The sequence below is a fragment of the Spirosoma sp. genome, assembly GCF_026391055.1.
GTDB lineage: Bacteria > Bacteroidota > Bacteroidia > Cytophagales > Spirosomataceae > Spirosoma.
On the sequence record NZ_JAPLET010000022.1, the window covers coordinates 1,137,724 to 1,160,905 of the forward strand.

18 protein-coding genes are annotated in these 23,182 nt (G+C 47.5%); 5 read left to right on the forward strand and 13 right to left on the reverse strand.

Annotated features, from left to right (window positions below; translation table 11 throughout):
- Nucleotides 1-30 precede the first annotated feature (30 nt).
- Nucleotides 31-690 (reverse strand): GDSL-type esterase/lipase family protein, encoded by a 660-nt coding sequence (locus tag NT073_RS20175; protein WP_297376998.1) that lies wholly within the window; start codon nt 688-690, stop codon nt 31-33.
- 447 nt (nt 691-1,137) lie between these two features.
- Between NT073_RS20175 and NT073_RS20180 the strand changes: the two genes are divergently transcribed.
- Nucleotides 1,138-2,130: a beta-1,6-N-acetylglucosaminyltransferase gene (locus NT073_RS20180; RefSeq protein WP_297377000.1), complete on the forward strand. Its 993-nt coding sequence runs from the start codon at nt 1,138-1,140 to the stop codon at nt 2,128-2,130.
- 4 nt (nt 2,131-2,134) lie between these two features.
- Here the strand turns inward: NT073_RS20180 and NT073_RS20185 are convergent, their stop codons facing one another.
- From NT073_RS20185 to NT073_RS20220, 8 genes are all read right to left on the reverse strand, one after another.
- The gene (locus NT073_RS20185; RefSeq protein WP_297377001.1) at nt 2,135-3,157 is read right to left on the reverse strand and encodes a glycosyltransferase; all 1,023 of its coding nucleotides are present in this window, start codon (nt 3,155-3,157) and stop codon (nt 2,135-2,137) included.
- Between the two features lie 110 nt (nt 3,158-3,267).
- Entirely contained in the window at nt 3,268-4,278 is a 1,011-nt protein-coding gene (locus NT073_RS20190; RefSeq protein WP_297377002.1) for a polysaccharide deacetylase family protein, read from the reverse strand.
- 5 nt (nt 4,279-4,283) lie between these two features.
- Nucleotides 4,284-5,048: a methyltransferase domain-containing protein gene (locus NT073_RS20195; RefSeq protein WP_297377004.1), complete on the reverse strand. Its 765-nt coding sequence runs from the start codon at nt 5,046-5,048 to the stop codon at nt 4,284-4,286.
- A gap of 27 nt (nt 5,049-5,075) precedes the next feature.
- Nucleotides 5,076-5,945, reverse strand: a complete 870-nt coding sequence (locus NT073_RS20200; RefSeq protein ID WP_297377006.1) for a glycosyltransferase — start codon at nt 5,943-5,945, stop codon at nt 5,076-5,078.
- Nucleotides 5,946-5,948: 3 nt separating this feature from the next.
- Nucleotides 5,949-7,214, reverse strand: coding sequence for a glycosyltransferase (locus NT073_RS20205; RefSeq protein WP_297377008.1), 1,266 nt, complete (start codon nt 7,212-7,214; stop codon nt 5,949-5,951).
- Complete coding sequence (locus NT073_RS20210) at nt 7,211-8,506, reverse strand: ABC transporter ATP-binding protein (protein WP_297377010.1); 1,296 nt, start codon at nt 8,504-8,506, stop codon at nt 7,211-7,213. The genes NT073_RS20205 and NT073_RS20210 overlap by 4 nt, the downstream gene beginning before the upstream one ends.
- A 10-nt stretch (nt 8,507-8,516) precedes the next feature.
- Nucleotides 8,517-9,377, reverse strand: coding sequence for an ABC transporter permease (locus NT073_RS20215; protein WP_297377012.1), 861 nt, complete (start codon nt 9,375-9,377; stop codon nt 8,517-8,519).
- A gap of 380 nt (nt 9,378-9,757) precedes the next feature.
- The gene (locus tag NT073_RS20220; RefSeq protein WP_297377014.1) at nt 9,758-10,429 is read right to left on the reverse strand and encodes a glycosyltransferase family 2 protein; all 672 of its coding nucleotides are present in this window, start codon (nt 10,427-10,429) and stop codon (nt 9,758-9,760) included.
- A gap of 1,392 nt (nt 10,430-11,821) precedes the next feature.
- Here NT073_RS20220 and NT073_RS20225 point away from each other — a divergent pair.
- The 4 genes from NT073_RS20225 to NT073_RS20240 all read left to right on the forward strand — a co-directional run bounded on the left by NT073_RS20225 (nt 11,822) and on the right by NT073_RS20240 (nt 16,340).
- On the forward strand, nt 11,822-12,154 hold the full coding sequence (locus tag NT073_RS20225) for a YegP family protein (RefSeq protein ID WP_297377016.1): 333 nt from the start codon (nt 11,822-11,824) through the stop codon (nt 12,152-12,154).
- Nucleotides 12,155-12,370: 216 nt separating this feature from the next.
- Nucleotides 12,371-13,234, forward strand: a complete 864-nt coding sequence (locus NT073_RS20230; RefSeq protein ID WP_297377018.1) for an SDR family oxidoreductase — start codon at nt 12,371-12,373, stop codon at nt 13,232-13,234.
- Between the two features lie 54 nt (nt 13,235-13,288).
- Nucleotides 13,289-14,203, forward strand: coding sequence for a helix-turn-helix transcriptional regulator (locus NT073_RS20235; RefSeq protein ID WP_297377020.1), 915 nt, complete (start codon nt 13,289-13,291; stop codon nt 14,201-14,203).
- 214 nt (nt 14,204-14,417) lie between these two features.
- The gene (locus NT073_RS20240; protein WP_297377022.1) at nt 14,418-16,340 is read left to right on the forward strand and encodes a glycoside hydrolase family 97 protein; all 1,923 of its coding nucleotides are present in this window, start codon (nt 14,418-14,420) and stop codon (nt 16,338-16,340) included.
- 120 nt (nt 16,341-16,460) lie between these two features.
- Here NT073_RS20240 and NT073_RS20245 read toward each other — a convergent pair whose 3' ends face one another.
- The 4 genes from NT073_RS20245 to NT073_RS20260 form a co-directional block, all read right to left on the reverse strand.
- Nucleotides 16,461-17,777 (reverse strand): gluconate:H+ symporter, encoded by a 1,317-nt coding sequence (locus tag NT073_RS20245; RefSeq protein ID WP_297377024.1) that lies wholly within the window; start codon nt 17,775-17,777, stop codon nt 16,461-16,463.
- A 14-nt stretch (nt 17,778-17,791) separates the two neighbouring features.
- A complete protein-coding gene (locus NT073_RS20250) occupies nt 17,792-19,078 on the reverse strand; it encodes an McrC family protein (protein ID WP_297377026.1) in 1,287 nt (428 codons plus the stop codon).
- Nucleotides 19,079-19,096: 18 nt separating this feature from the next.
- On the reverse strand, nt 19,097-22,579 hold the full coding sequence (locus tag NT073_RS20255) for a VCBS repeat-containing protein (protein WP_297377029.1): 3,483 nt from the start codon (nt 22,577-22,579) through the stop codon (nt 19,097-19,099).
- A 142-nt stretch (nt 22,580-22,721) separates the two neighbouring features.
- On the reverse strand, nt 22,722-23,182 hold a 461-nt coding region (locus tag NT073_RS20260; protein ID WP_297377031.1), incomplete at its 5' end, for a RagB/SusD family nutrient uptake outer membrane protein.

The following is a 23,182-nucleotide window of genomic DNA, read 5'->3' on the forward strand; positions in this document are numbered from 1 at the left end:
GGCGTAAGTGTGTAAACGTTAAAGCGCTACTTATTTTCCGGCATTCATTAATACGGCCTTCATCTGCTCAGCAACAAGCTGATTACCAGCCTCGTTCAGATGCACACGGTCGGTGGTAAGAACCCCTTTCTCTTTGTTTTCGGGGTTATTTTTAAGGTTGTAGTCCAGGAAGGCCTTACGTAAATCGACCAGCGGTAAGTTCTGGCGTTTGGCGAGGTCACGGATCAACTGGCTGTACTGATTCAGATCCCCATCCTGCTGATTACTGAAGTCGGTTTTTTCACCGATGGTGGCTGGCGTACACAAGATGACGCGGGCATTGGCCGCTTTCAGCTTTTTGACCACTGCTTCATAAAATTTCATAAACTTATCAGGGTCTGTACCCGTACCATAGGAGGCTTTATGCCAAACGTCATTGACACCTACCCAAACCACCACCACATCGGGCTGCTTCGCCAAGACATCTTCATCCATTCGAAGAAAGAGGTCATAAATCTTGTTACCACCGATCCCCGCGCCAATTAGTTCGAACTGGTCGGCAGGTATCATTTTACGAAGTCGGTCAATATAACCGCCAGGATTCACACCCGCCTGGGTGATGGAATCGCCAAAGAACACGACACGAGTGGGTTTGGCTGCGCTCATAGCCAACAGCCCCAGGGTTAACAAAAAAAGCAGAGGTTTTATCATTGTAGTCATACTACATAAAGCAGCCAACGAATTACCAATACTCACAACGACGGCGTTTCTGTTTATGAAATCATCAACCGGCGTTACCTGTATCTTGTGATATCCAGGTGATGGAAGCGTAAATTAGTTATCTATATAAAAGTTATTATGATATGAATACCGTATATAAACAGCAAGCACTAAATCTAGGATTTATACACATTAATTCGTTTTTAATGTATTATAATTACCATATTTAATATATTGCACACTTTCATTAAAAATAAGTTATTCAAAATAGATATAGATTCATTATTAACTCATAATTTCCCACAAAAATTACATCAGACCAGCTCCATATGCTATATATAAAACCATATTCATTAGCTGATTAACGTTTGTCAGTAGTTGATAATTTACCGTGCGTATTCCTACTATATCTGTAGAGTTTTCTTTTATTTAGCGTCAATGCAATACAAACTATATTTAATACTTGCTCATGACAAGCCTTTACAACTTCAGGCGTTGGTCAATAAATTAAACGATGACCGTTCTATTTTCGTGATTCATATTGATAAGGACTCAACTATTAGCAGTTTTAAATCAATGATAAACGCGGAAAACGTTTATTTTCTTGAAGACAGACTATCATGTATTTGGGGAAATATATCGATTGTACGAGCTACTTTATTACTAATTGAATTTGCCTTAAATCTAGGAAAAGATGGACACTTAATATTATTGTCTGGTGCCTGTATGCCTCTTGTATCAAACGCAGCCATAACAAGCTTCCTATCAGCTAATAAGAATGTAAATTTTATAGACATATATAAGGCTGAACAATTTTTAGATCCAGAGGAAAGCTCAAGACGGTTCTTTTCCTATACTACTCATTTCAGACCAAGATTAGCCGTCAGTATCAAGCCAATTCATTCCATTAGTTCGTTTCTTTATGAATTAAGACGAGTGGTGAAATTTGTGCTATTAGTTTTGACGGAAAAAAGATATACTGAATTAGTAAATCTGAAAGAGTTTACACAAAAACGAACGTCTTTTTTTTCGGAAAACTATGGAGGGAGCCAGTGGTGGGCATTTACACGTTCAACGGCTAAAGCAATTCTGGATCATACGAAAAATAATCCCGAACATTTAAATCAATACACATTCACGCACGCTCCCGACGAGATCTTTTTCCAGACCTTGGTTATGAACTTACCAGAAGTCTTAAAAAAAGTAGCTTTCAAGCCTTCTCTTACTTATGCAAACTGGTCGAGAAAAGGCGTTCATCTTCCCGTTACATTTAAACGGGAAGACTTAAACGAACTGGCTGAGGCAAAATCAGAAAATTATTTGTTTGCCCGAAAATTTGACATCGGAGTTGATGATTTTTTTATCACCGAATTACCAATAGTTGATCATAGTACAGAAACTATAATGTCAAAGCCTATTTCAGCATCCTGACTGATTAGTGTCCAATTGGACGGGTATTAGCTAGTTTTGGCGGGGGTACAATTGTCTGAATCGCCATTTTAGCATACAGTTTACAAACGCGCAACACAATGCCAACATCTGTGTGCAGGTCCAGAATTCCTTTAACATAGGTTTCAACCTGTTTGTAATTACGGGTCCGATCCCATAATGCGCTTGCTTTACCTAATTCATAACCTGCCCAGATTCGGGTCGATTGGCGCGAAACTCTAGCTCTGTCGGCATCGGGCAAATGTTCACTTATTACCTTGGAAAGGAATTTTAAGTCACGAACCGTTTGTCCAGCCATTGTTTTAGCATTCGATATAGAGTCATTATGGACGCGGTATTCGGCTAGCACCTCCGGCGTATAGGCAACCGGATAATAGCGGGCAATGCGTACCCACATTTCCCAGTCTTCGCCGTAGGTCACGCCATAGAAAGACCCTAATTTCTCATATACAGATCGTCTTACCACCTTGCAGGCATATTGAAGACACTGCTGTCTAGCAATAGTATAGAGCCAGTCGGGAATAACCCCTTCGGTCTCCATCACGGGATTTTGTTCGGAAAGCGGATTTCCGTTTTCATCGATGTGTATGAACCGGCTAAAAGCTGCACCTATTTCGGGATATTTCCTGAAGAGCTCATCCATTTTGCGGTAAAAGCCTGGTCGGGCCCGGTCATCACCGTGCAGCAGATGCACCAGTTGCCCTTTTGCGCGGTTAATACATGTTTCAAAATTACGCAGACTACCTACATTTTGTGGCTGTCGATAATACAGAACACGTCCCTGCCCAATACTGGCCACCAGTGCGGCTACATCAGCATCTGTGCTGGCATCGTCCACTACTTCAATCTGCATTTGGTCAGCACCGGGGTCCTGCGCCAGTACCGAGCTGAGCGTTTCGCGCAGGTAGTTCGAACAGTTGTAAACGGGTATCATTACCGACCAAAGCGGCCGGTTCATCTCTTCTGGTAATGAAGGTATTACGGGCGGGTGTTGCGGAATGCGGTCCATTTTAAACGTTTTTTTAGTCAATGCATTGTTCCTGAGAAAGCAGTGTATACCGCTTCAGGTAGTATGTAATTGACGGAATGACACAGATATACGGTTATTATCGACTACGTTCAAGAGCGTGAGTACCACGCGTCGAGCTTCTTTCCAAACGTCGGCTTATCCCAGTTACACACCTGGAAACGATTCAGCCTCAACGGGTTAGTTTGACTTGTTACAGCTCCCTCCTCGGTGGTTACCGCCGTCGAGAGCCCTTCTTCTCTGACAAGTGTCACACTCGTTTCATTGTAATTGCCGTACGGATAAGCGAACACCTTTACCGGGCTGCCCATCTGTTGGTGAAGGTATTGGTTACCCCCGCTGATTTCGGTGGCTTGCTCACGGGCAGGCCGTTCACCCAATGCCGGATGATTCATAGTATGTGAACCAATGGTAAATAGTGAGTTCGATGCTAACGCATGCAGGTGATCGGGCGTCATGCAACGCAGGGTGGCTGGTATTTCGTTTGGCAAGACGGCCCATTCTCTCAATCTGGCCATCTGTACTTGCTGCTCCTCTGCCGACATCGTCTTTAAACGCTGCCAGATCTTTTCGTATATAGAACACCGTTCAGTAGGTGTATTTACACAGGCTGCCCAGGTCTTTTGCTTCTCCCGGAGCAACGGAGTAAGTACGGTTTCGCTGCTCAGATCGGCGGTCAACAGCTCATTTCCGATTGGTATCTGCAACAGGTCTGGAAGTTTTGGCGCATCGACAAGTATTGTCTGTAACTCATCCCACCAGAATGGAGCCTGACTTTCACAATGCCGGGTGGCGATGAAAAAGGTAGCAGGCACCTTATATTTTTCCAAAAGGGGTTTTGCCTGGACGAAGTTATCAATGTAGCCGTCATCGAAGGTCAGCACAACGCTCCGGTCCTTAACCGACCGGGCTGCTATATCCCGACGCAATTCCGGCAGCGAGATTGGGCGCCAATACTGACAGATTTCTGCCAGCTGCTGCTCAAAATTTTCAGCGCTAACGGCCAATTGCCACGGGTCGCACGGCAAGGTGTCTACCCGGTGATACATCAGAATCAGCGCCTTACTTGCCGACGTCCGATTGAAGAACTTATGCCACCACATCCTGATCAAGAGATATGCGATTTAATAGCCTTCACTGTAATAATTACCGGATAGTTGGGGTCTTTTGCCGCCAATTGCTCCTTGGTCAGTTCGGATACGCCCACCCCATACAGGAAACTCGTAGCGACGAAAACATTTCCATGCTGCTCAATCTCAACGGATTGCTCTGAAAAAACTTCGCCCATCATCCGACGCATTGACGTGGCCGTAAATGACCAGAACCACGTACTTTGCCATTCATCACTGGCTATTTGCGAAATTCCAGGCGAGGTAAGCAGCAATACGCCACCGGGCTTCAGGATTCGTTCGCAGGTTTTCAGCGCATCTTTCGCATTATAAATCAAATGCAGCGTTTGCGTCAGCACGATGCAGTCGAAACTATTGTCCGGAATATGCGGTGCATCGCTCAGATCGCCCACAATCGTTGCTACAGGGTTGTTGCTATGAATATGCAGGACATCGCTCTTCGTAACCTGCTTGCCGCCAAAGCGGAGTGTGTATTCATTATCCCCGATCTCAAGTACCCTTCCCTGTATACAACCGGCCTTCTGCTGAAGGAAATTTTCGATATAATACCGGTCTACCGGTCCGCCCCGATCATACCCGAATTGAGTACTGAATGGCGTTGTGCGGTTAAAATCGCCAAACTTAACCTGCCCAACTGGTGGCGTAAATGCTTTGTATACCCCTAGCTCCTTCAACCAGCGTAAAGCAAAAGCAGGGGCATTTTTTTTAATAAACGTTTTGATAGGCTTGCCGTTAAATGTCAAACAAAAACAAACAATACTCGTACTTCCCTAAGGCGTTTCCGGTAAACGGTCAACCTGACTTTCGTAGTAATCTTTCCAAATCTGCTGCCCCCGCTGGTAAGCCTCTCTTTCCGATTCATCTTTCAGCAGTTCCTGTTGCCGTCCCAGCACAGTCAATACAGCAGCGAGCATCCTGGTATTACTGGCCGACATACTTTTGGGTAGTATCCGGTAAGCCGCCACTTTATTCGTGTGGTGAAGTACGGGGTAGGTTCGGGCTAGCCTAAAGTACATATCATAATCCTCGCAGGCTTTCAGGGATGTATCAAAGGTATAAGAGTCAAGAACGGTACGTCGATACATCACCGTTGCGTGCATACCAATGTAATTACCCTCCAGAAGCCGGAGGTAGTGATTGGTGTCAACGAACTGGGCTTCGGACGAAATAAGTTGCTTGTTTATCGTGACCTTATCGTGACCGCCCGACACAAAAGCAGCGGCCGGGTTCTTTATCATCAGGCGCAAACCGGTATCAATACAAGCTGGATACAGCCAGTCGTCGGCATCCAGGAAGATTAAAAAATCCCCCCGACTGGCCTTGATACCGGTGTTGCGGGCCGCAGACAATCCCTGATTCTCCTGATAGACGTACTGAACGTTTCGGTACCGGGCCGACACCTCACGGGTGTTATCCGTCGACCCATCGTCTACAACAATAATCTCAATGGGATCTACCATTTGGGCCAGCCTACTAGCAGGCGACCATGTTTGCTGAAGGACGCTGTCGATCGCATCGGCCAGAAACTGCCCGTGGTTGTAGCAGGTAATGACTACTGTAACCAAAGGAGGCTTTCCTGTTAGCGTGTTATAAATGCGTTGCCCCCATCGGAAAAGACGAGCTAAATACGATTTGACCATACGCTATACGTTCGGTTGAGACGGACGATTACGATTTTTGAGATAAAAAAGCACACCAGACAAAGCCCCTCTTATTTCCATACCTATGGTCTGATGGCGGAAGCCATAGGCGGGAAACCCCGCTTTAAGGTAATGCAGGTAATAAAGTGGCAGGCTTTTAAATACGTGTCGGCGGTACCCTGCCGAGGGATGATAGGCCTGCTGAATAAGAGCGGCTGCGGTATGTCCGCGCATATAGCTAAACAGCTGTTTTTTCAGCGCAGGCAGCTCCTGCCGGTGTTTATGAAACACAACAGCTCTTGGGTTGTAATGCACCGAGTAGCCATGCGTCAGTATCCGGAACCACATTTCCGAGTCGCCATTGCAGCCAGCAGCACCAACATCGAGCCGCTCGTCGAAATACCCGGTTGTTGCGAACAGATCCCGCCGGAAAGCCATGTTGGCTCCCGCTCCGATTTCCCAGATGGGTGGCCCCGCCGAGAGCGTATGGTCGAGGTAAGCGGCATCGTAGGTTTTATCAACATAACCCCGGTTAAAGCTCCAGTGCTTTTCGAAAATCAGCTGTGCTTCAGTGTTTAGCTCGGCGGCAATCACCAGCCCGGTCATGGCGGCAACGTTCGTATCCTGAAAGGTTTTCCAGATGTGGTACGCCCAGTGTGCGTGCACCTGCACATCGTCGTCGACATACGCCATAACAGGCATTGTCGCCATCCGAATCCCCGAATTACGTGCAATATCAAGCCCTGGACGAGGTTCATGGCAGTATATAACATCCGGAAACTTCTCCACAACACGCGCGGTACTGTTGTCTGTCGGGGCATTATCGACAACAACAATCTCGGCTGGCTTGCACGGCAGATCTTTTAACGCCTGAAGGGCAATCTGCAAATCGGCTGCCCGATTTCGGGTGCAGATCACTACCGAGATCGGCACTTCGGCAGGCAGCGACTCCAGGTCGTAGGTGCTTAATGTGGTCGAAAGGGCTTCCTGTACATTGGCTGGCCGGGTAGCAGCCATTCCATTGGTCAGGGCATTCTCTGCTTGTGATGCCCGGTAAGCCCGCAGGGTGGGCTCTATGGCCTGCCAGCCTTTCTCGGCTAACTCAGCAGCTGTTACCCGTTCACCCGGCTCAACGAACAAATGCCCAAGGGGTATTTGCCGCCACCAGAACACCAGATACCACCCCGTTTCATTGGTTGGTACTGGGGGTAAGTCCATTGATTCGGCAAGTTGGATGTGTCTGATCTGATACACAAATGATTGCTTCATAGAGAAAGGCTAAGCGGCTGGTTTTCGGGCTTATGCATCAGTGTCAACGGGAACTTTGGTCGAACGGACCCCCACCATTTACCGGTGAAATTCATTCCATCTCCCCGGAAATCTTCGACATCGAACGACAGGCAATTCTGATAGTCGAAGTAATCTTCCCATGAATTTCGGTAGGCGATCAGCGAAATCGAATAGGACCCATCATTTAAGAAATTTCCGGGAATTTCGCACGTGGCCTCCACCAACCCCCGTTTGCAGTCGGTAAAGGGGGTCATGATGTCGAAAACGCATTCGCCCGTCTGATTCATCAGTTGAAAACCCATCAGTAAACGGAGCTCGTCCTGACAGACCCAGAAATTGAATTTCAGGGTTAAAGGCGTACGCACATCGACCAGCGCATTTTCCGTTTCTTTTTGCGGGACCAGTTCAACCGATTTAAGCCGAATCCAGTGATTCCCGGGGGCCTCCTCGGGCGTCTGCCAAACCTGACTCAACTGATTGGTCTGCGACTGATTGCTATACTGGTTCAAGATCGACTGTATGGGTCCGCTGGCAACTACCTGCCCTTTTTTCAACCACAAAATATGCTTACATAGCTGACTGACAGCCTGCATATTGTGACTTACAAAGAGAATTGTCCGTCCTTCGGTGCGGGTAAATTCCTGCATTTTGGCAAGGCACTTTTTTTGAAATTCGGCATCCCCCACGGCCAGCACTTCATCTACGATCAGGATATCAGAATCCAGATGGGCAGCTACCGCAAATGCCAGACGCACGTACATGCCCGACGAATAGCGTTTGACGGGTGTGTCCACGAACTGGCCAATACCGGAGAACTCGACGATTTCGTCGAACCGGCGCCGGATTTCATGTCGCTTCATTCCCAGCACGTAGCCGCTCAGGTAGATATTCTCGCGCCCCGATAAGTCCTGGTGAAATCCAGTCCCAACCTCCAGCATACTGCTTAGTCGGCCTCGTCCCCGAACGGTGCCGTGCGTTGGCCGAATAATCCGCGAAATAACTTTAAGAAGCGTTGACTTTCCGGAGCCATTGCCACCAACGATACCCCAAACGTCTCCTTCCACAACATCCAGGTTTACCTTACGCAACGCCCAGATATGCGATGCCTGCGACTCATTTTCAACAGTCGAGTTCAGGCCGAACGGATCGTCCTGATTACGGACAGAAGTTGACCACCAGCGGTGGAGGTCTCTTTTAAATGAACCCGTACCAATTGTCCCTAACTGATACAGTTTCGATATATTATCGACTTGGATTGCGAGCTTGGTCATGAATTCGTTTTTAAAGGATATCCATCAGAGCATCCTTCTGCTTGTTAAAGAGAAACAACCCAACCAATAAACAGGCTACGGTACAGACCAGACTATATACCAGTTGAGCACTCGTGAACGTACCCTCTCCCAGCAAACCATATCGAAACAATTCAAACATGGGTGTCATTGGATTGATAGCCAGAATCCACCGTACCTTCACCGGTATAATATCCATAGGATAAATGACGGGGGTTACGTACATCATTATACGCATCAGTATCGGCACCACATTCATTAAATCGCGGTATTTGGCCGTTATGACCGAGAAGATCAAGCCACCGGCCAGCCCCAGTAAAGCCACGACGATCAGAATTCCGGGCAGAGCAAATGCCCAAGCATTTAAATGTATGGTTACATCGGTTCGGAAAGAATAAAAAATCAAAAACGCAGCCAGCAAAGCCAATTGAACAAGCAATCGCATGAGTTGGGCACTTACAAAGGCAAAGGGCATCACCAACCGGGGAAAGTACACTTTACTGAATAGATCAGCGTTGGTTGTGAAAGTTGTTGAGGTTCCGGTAAATACATCGTTGAAGAGGCCCCACAGTATCGTTCCTGTCAGGTAAAACAAGACGGGCGGCACCGTTCCGGTTGAGATACCGACAAGTTTACTAAAAACCAGCACATACGTGAATACCGTAAGAAGTGGTTGCAACAGGGTCCAGACAGGGCCAAGCAAGGTTTGCTGATAGCTTAGGAGGAAATCCCGCCTTACCAGCCGGGCTAATAGATTTCGATATGTCCAAACCTCACGTAAATCCAACTGCCACCACCGGGTATTGTTGGTTATCTGCCAGTCCCATTCAGACTGCTTATCTGTTCTATTCATACTATCTTTATAATAGATAATCCAGTATTCGGCTTCTACGATGGTTTTGTCTGTAAACTAACCTAAAAGTGTGTTCTATTTTGTTGTTTTAGTATCGGAAAGATAAAAATGATCAGTATCTATGTTTTCTCTTTTCGGTTTATGTAAAGCACAATTATACAAAATAAATTTAAATAAAACCTTGGTGAATATGCGATAAAATGACGGACCCGAATAAAGTCGGTATGCTTCCCGGATGGTACCCAGTATATAATCGGTATTCCCGGAATCTTTCCAGGCATTAAATGCGCCGTACATTCCATAGCGAACATACACCGATTTACTATGCTGTAAGACCGTTTTCTTATGTTCTTCGGGCAAGTAGTTCTGAATAACCGCTATTACCGAACGTAAATCCCGCAGCGCATGCCCCGTTGCAATTTTCTGATCACTAATGGATTGCGGACGTCCGCGGTACTCGGCCAGCACTTCCGGCGTATAGGCAACCGGATAATAGCGGGCAATGCGTACCCACATTTCCCAGTCTTCGCCATAGGTGACTCCGTAAAACCTCCCAAATGTTCATAGACCGAACGTTTGACAACCATCGATACATACTGAAGCCGGTCCTGCTGCGCTATACGGATTAGCCAATTATCCAGCAGACCATCGTCCGGTCGTTCGGGGTCGCTGCATTGACGGTCATTGCCCCATGCATCTATATAAGCGTATCGACAGGCTGCTGCTCCTATGGTTGGAAAGGCCTCAAACAAGCTGCCCATTTTAGTATAGAAGCCCGGACGTACGCGGTCATCTCCATGTAATAAATGTACTAGATAACCTCTGGAACGATTCAGACAGGTTTCGAAATTACGTAAACTGCCAACGTTATGTGGCTGCCTGTAATACGACACCCTGCCTTTACCAAGGGTAGCCACGAGGCCTGCAACATCGGCGTCAGTGCTGGCATCATCTACCACTTCAATCTGCATTTGATCTTCGCCCGGATCTTGGGCCAACACCGATAAAAGCGTTTCCTTCAGAAAAAATGCGCAGTTATAGGCAGGGATCATTACCGACCAAAGCGGCCGGTGCACAAGCTCGTTTACTGGGTGGATAGTTGGAGGCACTAGAGGAATTCTGTCCATCAATACTATTTGTTACTCTATTCTGATTTTATCTTAACTAGTGGTTAACTTAAAAAGGATATTAGTCAATAATAACGAAGACATAAATACCTTTAAGCTATACTTCTTCTAGTTATAAATACTATAATACTCAATATTGGTTATACTAAAATTTTTTCGTTGCTGGCAGGAGGGAAAAACTATCGTACGAGCACTTTTTATCTATTTTATAAAAAAATTCCATTTAGGTATCCTATAATACAAACGCTGCTTAAGTCTATTTTAATCTCGTAAAATTCACATGAATGAAAAAAAGTATAAAGAATATTAGTACTTAAACTCCTAATTAGAAGACCTATAAGGATTGCTTCAACAGTTCGAAATAATAGAATTTTTCTGCAATAGGATAACCAAAACATAGCCAGATTCTATACGTACTAAGCTTAAGTTTACAATAATCAGTATTGGCTTAATAATGTTAATTAATCAGTATTTTAGTAGTTGACAATTTATTTATATTTTATATGACATATGATAATTTGTTTTTTACTGATAAAGAACCAATAAGAAAGTACACGTCACTTGCTAAATTTACCATTCAGCAAGCAGTTTACGAATAATCTAGTTGTTAAAAACAATCAAAAATATACAATGTAAGTAGTTAATTATAAGCAGTTTAGACGAATTCTATTTTAGAAATTTTTTGTTTAAGCAACTTAGATTAAGACACCTTATAAGTGATAAAAAGCAACATACCTAGTTAGACAAACGTCATTTATCTTATCAAAAAGGCTATTGTAACACACAAAGTATTAGTTATAATATTCTTAAAGTACATACGTTTTAGGGCAAAAAAGTACAGCTAAATTACCAATGAGTATGTCTTCTTTTAGCTTTTTTTATATTGTTCTTATTCTTCCGAACACTAGGGCAAATTTCACAAATATCATAAGCGTATTTCTCTAACTAATATCATAATAATAACAGAACTGCTCTTTCCGGCCTGAGAACGCAGTTTACGCGCGGGCTCAAATTGTTCCAGCGGTCAAAATCTTACGCAGTTACACTTTAAATCCACACTTTTGTTTTATGCCCCTTTTTACCAGCAAACTGTTACTGTGGAAAACATGCAAATAACGACCCCAATCAGCTTATACGAAAGCAGTATAAATCGACATCTTCCCCCCTTTTGTCACCTAACCAAGCGTGAATAATACTAACTACTCATTTAGTGCATGAAAGGCTTGTTATCGGGGCTGTCAACTGGTTACGAAGTCAGTTAGTAGTCCATTTTGAACACCCAATTTCTCGTAATACTTAACTTAAATAATACAAACCATGGGTAGATTTGTAATTACGACCAGAAAAAATGGAGAATTTCAATTTAATCTGAAGGCCGGTAACGGGCAAATCATTCTAACAAGCGAAGGTTATTCCTCCAAATCTGCTTGTCAGAATGGCGTTGAATCAGTTAAAATCAACTCGCAGGACGACGCAAAGTTTGATCGAAAAGTATCGTCTAATGGGAAGCATTATTTTAGTTTGAAAGCCAGTAATGGGCAAATTATAGGATCAAGCGAGTTATATGAGAGCGAAGCGTCAAGGGATAAAGGCATTGCCTCCGTTAAGCATAACGCCCCCAGCGCTGATATTGACATACAGACGGTTTAGATGAACAATTTTTCTGAAAGCGTCTTAACATGGACTAACGAGTGGTCTCGATGTACTTACAGGCTTACTCGTTAGTCTACTCTGCAGTTCGATGTCGGAGCCATCGCCGTACCTTTTTGCGGACATGCCCTGATTTGACTACAACAATCATAAATCCGGCTACGTCTTCGCAAGCAATACGGTGGACCTTTGTCCTAACCAAAACAAAGGAACGCTATGATACTAGTAACCGGAGCCACCGGCCAATTAGGTACCGCTGTCATTCGGCAGCTCCTGCAAAAAATACCGGCCAGTCAGATTGCTGCCTTAGTGCGGGACAAACAAAAAACCGCTAGCCTGATCGACCTGGGAGTAACCATACGCATGGGCTCCTACGACGATACCGAGGCCCTCGACCACGCTATGCAGGGTATAGAGACTCTCCTGCTGATTGCCGGTACAGACGAGCAAAACCGGGTTCGCCAGCACCAAAACGTCGTAGATGCGGCCCGGAAGGCAACCGTTCAACGGATTGCCTACACGAGCCGGGCGCTTAGAGACCCGGCTACACTGGTCAATCAGCTGATGATGGGCCACTTTCAGACAGAAGACTACATCAAAGCAAGCGGACTTGCCTACACGCTGTTTCAGAACATTCTGTATATGGATGCCATCCCACAATTTGTGGGCGGTGACGCCGTTTTCGAGCGGGGTATCCATCTTCCAGCCGCACAGGGCAAAGTTGCCTTTGCGCTACGCAGCGAGATGGGCGAAGCCATCGCCAATGCTCTGGTGGGTAAGTCTGAAGACAACATCACCTACCAGCTAACGGGTAGTGCGTCTTATTCATTCCATGACGTAGCCGATGCTCTAACTACGCTTTCCGGCAAGCCCGTCGCTTACACCCCGGCAGAGCCACTCACGTTTGAAACACAACTTACCGGACGCGGTTTACCTACTATCGTAGCCCAACGAATCACCAGATTTATTACTGATATCGCTCATGGACAGGAAGATAGTGTAAGCCCTGACCTGGAAAATTTACTTGGTCGCAAGCCAATGGCACTTAACGAAGGATTAGCGTTGTTGTATACACTGTAACGCGTGTTACCGGGCTTTGCCCCAGGCAAAGCCCGGCCCTAAGCCCATCCCATCATGTCAACCGAGCCGCTTCTCCGAATCGATACGATAGCCGCTTACCACCAATTCGCCGGGCTTCCCAAACCGGACCACCCGCTCATTAGTGTAGTCCGGTTCGACGATATCAAACCACGCGGGATGGATAAACCTAAAAGCATCGTCAACAATTTTTATTCGATAGCGCTGAAATGGAATTTCGGCGGCCGGATGAAATACGGTCAGCAGGTGTACGATTTCGATGAAGGCGTGATGGTCTTTATGGCACCCGGTCAGGTACTTGCACTCACCGCCGAGGAATCGCATGACCACACGGGGTGGCTGTTGATGATTCACCCTAACTTTTTGTGGAATACACCTCTGGCCAGAACCATGCGTCAGTACGACTATTTTGATTATTCCATTCGGGAAGCCCTGTTTCTGTCCCAGAAGGAAGAAGCCATGATCGTGGGCATCATTCAGCAGATTCAGCACGAATACCTGGCACCGATTGACAACTTCAGTCAACCCGTTATTATCGCGCACCTCAACGTGTTACTCACCTATGCTGACCGGTTCTACCAGCGTCAGTTCATCACGCGGAAGATGGTCAATCACCAGATTCTCGACCGGTTTGAGGCAGTGCTCCAGACTTATTTTGACACCGATGAACTTCTCAAAACCGGTTTACCAACGGTTGGGGATCTGGCTGGGCAGCTCAATCTGTCGCCTACTTACCTCAGTAGTTTACTCAAGACGATAACGGGCCAAAATACCCAGCAGCACATTCATGACAAACTCATTGCCAAGGCCAAAGAGAAACTGTCTACCACAAATTTATCCATCGGTGAAATTGCTTTTATACTGGGTTTTGAACACTCCCAATCGTTCAGTAAGTTGTTCAAAAGCAAGACCAATTCCACTCCACTGGAATTTCGGCATTCATTCAAGTAGCGTATCCATTTGTTGCCCGTCAGGCCCAACACAATGACCCGGGAGAGCGTGCCTACTATAAGTATAAATCATATCAGCCCGCCTTCCAAAGTTGACTTGCAACGTAATTCCAAACGCTTTAAGCAGATTCTATCTATGACAACCAGCTATTCTCTTGTCTTTTTAACACTGGTAGTGATGATGAGTGCCGGCACGAAGAAACCCAATCAGTAGTATGAGAAATCGATTAATTCAAAAAACCCTCCCCTTTTTAGTCGGCATAATTTTTCTTTTTAATAGTCTTAATGCATCAAGCCAATCGCTGGAGCTACGGTCGAAGCTTGGAGCAAATAAAATCACCTTGTCGTTGACCAAAAATGGCGAATTGCATTACCAGGTAACACGTCGGGATAAGATCATTATCGCCGACTCTCCGCTTGGCCTCAGCTGCGACGATCAGGATTTCACGGCTGGCCTCTCAGTCGTTCACGTTTCACCCATTGACGTAAGACGGGAGAAATACGACCTGAAGGTGGGTAACGTCAAAACGGTAAATCATGAATTTGACACGAAGAGTATAACGTTCAAAAATAAGTCGGGCGCGCTCATGATCATTGATCTGGTTACCGGAGACGAGGGCGTTGCGTTCCGTTACCGTTTGCCGAATCAGGATAAAAAGATGCGAGTGGTTAACAACGAGAGCACTGGCTTTCATATTGAAAAAAGTGCCAGGGGCTGGTTGCAGCCGTATAACAAAGCAGGAAAGGTAACCCCAGGCTACGAAGATTTTTATTTCAACGTACACCCCGGCGACTCAATTAGTAAGCCCCGAAACCCGTCTGTAGGGTGGTGTATGCCAGCCCTTTTTCAGGTAAACAACAGTAAGAGCTGGGTTTTACTGGCGGAGTCCGGAACGGATGGTTCGTTTCCAGGTTGTCATCTCCAACCCGATTCCAGGGATGGTCTGTATAAAATTGCCTTTGCTGAAAAAGACGAAAAGTATAACCTTCCCCTGGGCGAGAATAATCACCCGACATCCAATCTTCCCTGGACTATGCCCTGGCGGGTGATCATCATTGGTGATCAGGCCGGGGATATACTGCTTTCAACCCTCATCACGGATTTGGCTCCTGCCTCTAAAATTGACGATACATCCTGGATCGAACCGGGAAAAGCCACCTGGTCGTGGTGGTCCCATCCCGAAGATCATTCCCCTGAGATGTATAATCAATTTACTGATCTTGCAGCTTCGTTCGGTTTTGGCTACACGCTGTTTGATGCGGGCTGGGAGAAAGCCAACGCCGAAGCGGGTATCATTGCCAAGGCTACTTCCAGGGGAGTTAAACCCATGGTGTGGGGCTATTCGGCAGCGTATTTCGACCCGGAGAAGAGAAAACAGCGATTTAAAGAATTGGCGGCTATGGGCGTCAAAGGAGTCAAAATAGATTTTTGGTGCTCAGACCGGCAGGAGGTGATGGCCTGCTTCCCCGCACTTTTTGAGGATGCCGCGAAAGAGCATTTACTGATCAACCTTCATGGCACCACCGTTCCAAGAGGCTGGCATCGAACATGGCCCAATTTCATGACAGCCGAAGCGGTATTAGGTACGGAACATTACTTTTACGAATCCAGATATCCGGACAAAGCCGCTGAGCAGAATACTGTATTGCCATTTACCCGCAATGTAGCTGGCCCTACAGACTACACACCGTTTGCGCTAACCATTCGAAAATACCCCCGATTGAACACGGCTGTTCATGAGCTTGCCACGGCTATGATCTATACGTCGGGAATAATTCACTTTGCGGATTCAAAGGAACTATTCGAATCCCTGCCGGTGTCGGTCCGGGATTTATTAAAAGACATGCCGGCAACCTGGGATAAAACGGAGAGTATTGTGGCTGAACCCGGCGAGCAGCTCATCCTTTCCCGTCAGAAGGACCGCCTATCTTACATTGTTGGCATAAATGGCACGAATAAAGCAGTACCAGTTAAACTGAATCTGGCCAAGTATGCAAAGGGCTTCTCTAGATTTAGAGTGATTACGGAAGGCCAAGATCCATTGATGACATTTAAAACGGAAACTTACCCAATTACGTCTATCTGGCAGTACACGTTTGCTCCCAAAGGAGGCTTTATCATCCAGTTCGTGAATTAGTAAGATGGGGCGAAGTAGGCTGTCTACTTCGCTCAGATGCCTTTCCCGCGAGATGTAGCAGGTTAGCGGCAAGGTAACTGTAAAGTGGTTGTATCAGAGCTGTTCGTGGCGATTCACCGTTTACACGATAAGATTCAGTGCCAGTACGCCGAGCAATCCCACAATGGATACAATCGTTTCCATGAGCGACCACGTCCGGATCGTTTGCCCGATGGTCAGGTTAAAATACTCTTTGAACAGCCAGAACCCTCCATCGTTGATATGCGAAAACATAAGACTACCGGAGCCGATAGCCAGTACCATCAGTTCGGGTTTGATGGCCTGCGACTGAATCAGCGGGAGAATAATACCCACCGTTGTCAGCCCGGCAACGGTGGCCGAACCCACACAAACCCGAATGAAAGCGGCAATACCCCAGCCTAGTAATAAAGGGGGAATGGCGGCATCGGCCAGAAGGCTACCAATGTATTTACTCGTTCCGCTATCACTAAAAACCTGTTTCAACGCTCCTGCTCCAGCAATAACCAATAGAATAGGGGCCACTGCCTTAACAGCCTCTTCCAGATCTTTCGTGATGGCCTTCATGCTTAATCCCTGCCGGATGCCTAAAGCATACATTGCCACCAGTACCGACAGTAACATGCCAATATAGGGCTCAGCCATGAGCGTAACGATTGTCTTCAGCGGTGATTCGGCAGGTAATGAATTTTTCAAAGGCCCGAATGTGGTCAGCAGAAGGACAGGCAACAAGGCTACAAAAAAGCTGATGCCCGCCCCCGGCAATTTATCGGCGGGTATTTCGCGGGTATTGAATAGCTCCCGGTTAGGCGTTGCCTTAACGTTGGTCAGGGTTTTTCCGAACAGGGGCCCGGCAATAACAATAGCGGGAATGGCGACGATAATGCCGTAAATAAGCGTTTGCCCGATGTTGGCATTAAGCTGACCCGCCACGGCCGAGGGTGATGGATGCGGGGGGAGGTAGCCGTGCGCAACTGACAAGGCCGACAGCATGGGGACGGCAACCGACATTAACGGCAAGCGCGACGATGCCGCAATGGTGAAAATAAGGGGCACAACAATAATGAAACCAGCATTGTAGAACAAGGGAATCCCGATCACAAAGCCAGCCAGCGCCAGCCCCCATCGTATATTTTTGATCCCAAACCAGCCAATCAGCACGTCGGTGATGCGTCGGGCGGCTCCGCTTTCGGCAACTAACCGCCCCAGCATAGCCCCAAACCCAATGATCAGCACCAGTTCGCCCAGCGTACCGCCAATGCCTGACTGTATGGATTTACCAACCGCAATAACGTCCATACCAGACGCCAGGCCAATGCCAAGAGACACGATGACAAACGAAATAAACGTATCTAAACGAACAAAAGCGACGAGAAGAACAAGGGTTAAAATACCAATTAAGGTTAAAATAAGGGGCATGGTGGTAGTTCTAGTTAGAACGACAAAGCGTATAGGGCTAATTTTTCTACTTCATTAGCCAGCGAATTGGTAACATCGAAAGGAACAACGTGCAGCCGGGTGGTCGCATCATACGCAAACACCGGTAACGGTTCACGAAAGCTCGGGTTAGCCGGATAAATCAAAAAAAGATCGTTGGCCGCGTACTTTTTCCCGTACGCATACACCTGATACATATCAGCCTGTTCAATTCCGTAACTGGCCGTGCGGGAAGACGTATCCGGAGACGAGCCATTGACCTGTTTCCATTTGGTATCCATCACAAACGTTCGATCCTGATGCCGGATAATAACGTCTGGTCGCAGTTTAAACCGGGGCACGCCTACATGTTCGTCAATCAAATGGGCCGATGACTCCTGCACGCTGATTTGGTCGGCATTGGGCCAGTGAGTCCGGATGCCGTGGGCGACATAGTCTTCAAACACCCGCTCCATCGGAAACAGCAGCGCCATGCTTTCTTTATCACCTTTTTTTACACCTGGCCCCTGCCCCATCAGTAGCATTTCGGCCCAGCAAAGAGCCGTTTCGTACCGCGTAAATAATCGGTTACTACGCCGAACAGCCAGCAGATCAGATCGTACATCGTCAGATAAGGATACCTCGTCCAGAACCGACAGCAGTTGATGGATCCGTCGTTTATTGGCTTGATCTGTCGTTTTTGTGCGTATCGCAACAAGGGCTGTTTTCAGGATGCGGTTGGGTGGTACACTGGCGGTTAGGGTATCGTAAACCACCGCTAATCGTTCGGCGTGGCAGGCATTGTCCCGCTGCTGGCGAGCGGCCTGAAACCTACCTTTCCAGAAGCGTTCATTGCCCTCCACCGTTACATAAGCCCGCTGGATACCCTGCTGAGCCAAGGCATTTACGGTATCCAGAAAAGCAGTGATAAACACCTCCCACAAAGGGATTCTGACCGCCCGGCTATGCGCAGTCCGTAACGTCCTGAACGGGCTATTGCGCAGGTGCCGAAGCATAGCGAGCAACAGAGGACGGGTATTCGACTGCTGGTCAATTTTGGGCAGAATCTCCAGCCGGCTTCCGTCGGGCAGTGTCAGCAAGCCAACGTAATTATGCACACGGATGTACTCCCGCCCTTTTTGCACCATAAACGTAAACAAGCCCTCTGCCTGCTCATTGTCGATGGTAAACTGGCGTAAGGCACAGAAAACCAAGTCGGGCAGTAGTGCCCCACCCATTGGCGGTTCAGGCGAATGCTGCGCATTACCAACAAGCCGGTTTTCAAAAATCAAAAATTCAGGCATAATGTCGGACCGACATACTTATTTGGCACCACTCATTCGATACGCCTGCACCGCCTGCTGGTTAACACCAAAGACGAATGTGCTGCCGCTGTCGACGGTTACGATACTCCGTATGTCGCCAGTCAATTTAAAACCTGAACGTGGTTGCGGCACTACCTGAAAACCGCCCTTCCCATCGCCTTGCAGCAGTAATCCGGGGTTCGCTTCCGAGCGCCCGAAGCGCAACCGCGTCTGTCGGGCATTACCGCATAAAAGCAGATCTTTCCGGCCATCATGATTAAAATCCAGGACGGTCAGTGCAAATACGGGAGATGCCTGGGCTGCCAGCGGAAGTGTCTTTTCAACCAGCTTCCCGCCTGCATTGCTAACAAAGCAACTAGTTATCAGCTGATTAGCGGTTAACTTATTAGCTCCTGATAGCTCCGACTCAGTAAATACGTCGGTCAGGGTGGCGTTTGAATAGCTTTCGAAATTAGTAAACCGGTGACGAAGCATACCGAGCTGATCCAGTAATTCATCGCGGGTGGCGTGAGGGTAGCTTTTGCCCTGTATGTAGAAACAAAGAATTGGGTCGACTTTACCATTATTGTCGAAGTCTTTGTAAATAAGCTCAGCGGGTTCTTTGTCGCTGGCGCGGCATTGGGTGTTGAGTCCCTGATTACCAATTACCAAATCGGGCTTGCCGTCGCCATTTATATCATTCACCAGGAGTTTGTTCCACCAACCACGGTATTCTTTTTCGAAATACGTTTTTGTCTGGTCAGTCAGTTGAGCGGAGCTACTCCCCTTTTCCATACCCAGCACGGTAACCGGCATCCACTCGCCAACAATCACTAATTCAGGTTTCCGGTCGCCGTTGAGGTCCGTCCAGGCGGCATCGGTAACCATACCAATCGTCGCGAGCATGGGAGCCAGCTGAGCCGTTTGGTCTGTAAACTTTGGCTGGCCGTCCGGCCCTTTTCCAGCATTAATGAGCAGGTAACTCCGGGGTGTTTCCGGATAACGACCCGGCACTACGCGCCCGCCGACAAACACATCCGGGCGCCCATCGCCGTTAACATCAGCTACCCGCACACAACCTGAGCTGGTTTGCATGGCAGGCAGGGCGTTCGGACTTTTGGTAAACTTACCCTTGCCGTCATTCAGGTATAAGCGATCCAGCAACCGTACATCGTTACTAATCTCCAAATCAGCATACCCGCCACTGCAAACATATAAATCAGGAAAGCCATCAGCGTTGGCATCGAAGAAAGCCGCATCGACATTATTGCTCAGCTTATCAGCGTCAAAAGCAGGCTGTGCCAGTCGGCTGAACTGACCGGAAGCTTGCTGGATAAATAAAGCGCCGGCTTCGCCACTGCTTCCTCCGGCGTAGATATCCTCGCGACCGTCGCCATTGACATCGGCTTTCACCAGGCAAGGTCCGCTGAATGACTGGGCGTTCACCAGGAGCGGCTGTCGTTTAAAATCGTTTATTCGCTTGGCCGGATCGACAAAGGCTACCGGCGATTTCACTTCCTGAAATAAAGTTGGTGCTATTACCGGTTTTTTATACAGCGTAACGGCGTCTTTCTCGTCCAGTTTCAGCAGCTGATCGGCTTTAACACTTGCCAGCAGTTGTTGCTTACCCGTTGGCCACACAATACGCAGCGAATCGATAAGCGGGTCAGTTCCCAGGCCAAAGTGCAAACGGGGTGACATACTTGACTGGTAGCCGCGCGTAGGCATCTGCTCCAGAAACTGCTGTTTACCTTTTCGATACAGGGTTACTTTTGCGCCCAGGCCCTGGGTATTACCCCGACTGCCCGTCAATTGGATAGCCAGGTAATGGTGCTTACGGAGCGTATTAGACTCGTTTTTAAAGACAAAGGCCGGTTGGTTGGTATTGTTGACAATGAGGTCCAGATCGCCATCGTTGTCCAGATCGGCATAGGCGGCACCCGTACTGTTTGAGGTTTGCGTTAACCCCCAGGTGGCTCCAACATTGGTAAATGTCACGTCGTCCCCTTGTTCACTGCCCTGGTTTCGGAACATGTAATTCATAACATTGGAAGAGGGTATGCGATGAACCAGTTCGAGCACATCTTCGCGACGAAAATTGGCTGGTCGGTTCTGCATATAGTCCGTCATGAATTTCAGAAAGTCCAGATTTGTATAATCACGGACGTAACCGTTGGTAACATACAAGTCTTTCCATCCGTCGTTATCATAATCAGCGAACAACGGCGACCAACTCCAGTCGGTGTTGGAAATACCGGCCAACTGGCCTGTTTCGCTGAACAAGGGGGCTGCTGCCGCCGAGGACTTCCCCTTTGTTTGCGGACCAGAACCAACTACTCCTTCGTTGATCTGAAGCATATTACGCATGTGCTGGTAATGAAACCCCGACTGAACACTCAAATCAAATTTTTCGTAATTATCGGGAGCCATCAACAGTTTCTGCCGCCGGTTGTCTTCGGGCAGCATGTCGAGGGTGAATATGTCCGGGCGGGAATCGTTATTGATATCAACTACGGCATTACCCATTGAAAAATTAGAGATATGCCCAATACTATTTTTCAGCTGGTTGGTGAACACCGGACCGCCAGAACGTCCTCCCTGGTTGTTTATATAGAGATAATCGGGAACGCCATAATCGTTGGAGATATACATATCGGGCCAGCCATCGCCATTGATATCCGATACGCCAATACCCAATCCATACGTCAATACCGAACTGCTCAAGCCCGATTTTTCGGTAATATCCTCAAATCGATTACCGGTATTGTTGAATAACCGAACACCGATTTCAGGGTTGGGCTGTTTCATGATAGCCGCCGTTGCGTCCGGGTCGAGGATGGGGAGTAAACGTGGGTTATGGTTGAGCAGAAACAAGTCGAGGTCACCATCGAGATCATAATCAAAAAAGGCACCCTGCGTACTTTGCTCGGGCTTATCGAGGCCATACTGCGCGGTCTGGTCAGAAAAATGGGGAATGCCCTGCGCATCTGCCCCTTCGTTGATAAACAGTTGGGGAATTCGTTTCTGCGGTGGCAAACTGCCCGAGTAGCAAACGAAAATATCCAGCTTTCCATCGCCGTTCACATCGGCCATGGAAATGCCCGTTCGCCAGGGTCCTTCGCGTCCGGCCACCCCCGCCGTTGCCGTCACGTCCGAAAACTTCAGCCCACCTTTATTGATGTACAACTGGTTGGGAACCATATTGCCGCTAAAGTAGATATCGTCAAGTCCATCGCCGTTTAAGTCACCTACCGCAACACCACCCCCGTTATAGAAGTATTCATACATCAGCACGTTTGTGTTGAGGCCTTCGGTCAGGTTGTTGGCAAAAGTAATACCGGTCTGCTCGGGGCTTAGGGACGTAAACAGTGGTGGACCCTCGTTATTCTTTACCTCCCCGCTTGACGTTGACTGATTACACCCGGTTATTGAAATGAGGCTGGTTAGCGCAAGTAAATACGTAATCGTTTTCACGAAATCCGTTTTTTTTAGAATTGACATGTTCAGAAAGTTACAGTCGCGGGTAATGTTTATCCTGGAAGGTCAGGTAGTGAAGTCCAAAATTCTATAAAAATAAACTAAAAAATGCCAGTACCCGAGAGTACTGGCATTTTTTGTAATCGAGTTGGTTCACTAACTATTATTAGTAACCCGGATTCTGAACCAGTTTATTGTTCCGGTTGATCTCATCGCGGTTGATAGGCAGGAAGTAGATCTTGTCATTCCATTTACGATTTTCCTTACCCGTACCCAGATCCTGTACACTGTACGAATACGTGTAGTTCTCCTTGCTGTACTTGTAGGTCGTGACCGTCTTGCCCGGCTTGAGCTTACCCGTAATCGCGATGATCCGCGCTTGCTGACCCAGCACCGTGGGGGCAATCATCCACCGGCGAACGTCGTAGAACCGCTGATCTTCCAAAAACATTTCAATGTTGCGCTCATTCTGGTAGCGCGCCACCAGGGCTGCACCCGACTCGGTAATGGCCGGCATCCCCACCCGAAAGCGTACCGCGTTGATCCACTTCCGGGCCTCCGCTTCCTGACCCAGCATCAGACAGGCCTCGGCGTAGTTGAGCACCACTTCCGTATAACGAATCTGAA

Coding starts and splice junctions, on each gene's coding strand:
- NT073_RS20210 (WP_297377010.1), bottom strand. CDS start 8,506: ATGACCAAGCTCGCAATCCAAGTCGATAATATATCGAAACTGTATCAG.
- NT073_RS20230 (WP_297377018.1), top strand. CDS start 12,371: ATGATACTAGTAACCGGAGCCACCGGCCAATTAGGTACCGCTGTCATT.
- NT073_RS20235 (WP_297377020.1), top strand. CDS start 13,289: ATGTCAACCGAGCCGCTTCTCCGAATCGATACGATAGCCGCTTACCAC.
- NT073_RS20190 (WP_297377002.1), bottom strand. CDS start 4,278: ATGTGGTGGCATAAGTTCTTCAATCGGACGTCGGCAAGTAAGGCGCTG.
- NT073_RS20175 (WP_297376998.1), bottom strand. CDS start 690: ATGATAAAACCTCTGCTTTTTTTGTTAACCCTGGGGCTGTTGGCTATG.
- NT073_RS20205 (WP_297377008.1), bottom strand. CDS start 7,214: ATGAAGCAATCATTTGTGTATCAGATCAGACACATCCAACTTGCCGAA.
- NT073_RS20225 (WP_297377016.1), top strand. CDS start 11,822: ATGGGTAGATTTGTAATTACGACCAGAAAAAATGGAGAATTTCAATTT.
- NT073_RS20250 (WP_297377026.1), bottom strand. CDS start 19,078: ATGCCTGAATTTTTGATTTTTGAAAACCGGCTTGTTGGTAATGCGCAG.
- NT073_RS20215 (WP_297377012.1), bottom strand. CDS start 9,377: ATGAATAGAACAGATAAGCAGTCTGAATGGGACTGGCAGATAACCAAC.
- NT073_RS20185 (WP_297377001.1), bottom strand. CDS start 3,157: ATGGACCGCATTCCGCAACACCCGCCCGTAATACCTTCATTACCAGAA.
- NT073_RS20255 (WP_297377029.1), bottom strand. CDS start 22,579: ATGTCAATTCTAAAAAAAACGGATTTCGTGAAAACGATTACGTATTTA.
- NT073_RS20240 (WP_297377022.1), top strand. CDS start 14,418: ATGAGAAATCGATTAATTCAAAAAACCCTCCCCTTTTTAGTCGGCATA.
- NT073_RS20220 (WP_297377014.1), bottom strand. CDS start 10,429: ATGATCCCTGCCTATAACTGCGCATTTTTTCTGAAGGAAACGCTTTTA.
- NT073_RS20200 (WP_297377006.1), bottom strand. CDS start 5,945: ATGGTCAAATCGTATTTAGCTCGTCTTTTCCGATGGGGGCAACGCATT.
- NT073_RS20245 (WP_297377024.1), bottom strand. CDS start 17,777: ATGCCCCTTATTTTAACCTTAATTGGTATTTTAACCCTTGTTCTTCTC.
- NT073_RS20180 (WP_297377000.1), top strand. CDS start 1,138: ATGCAATACAAACTATATTTAATACTTGCTCATGACAAGCCTTTACAA.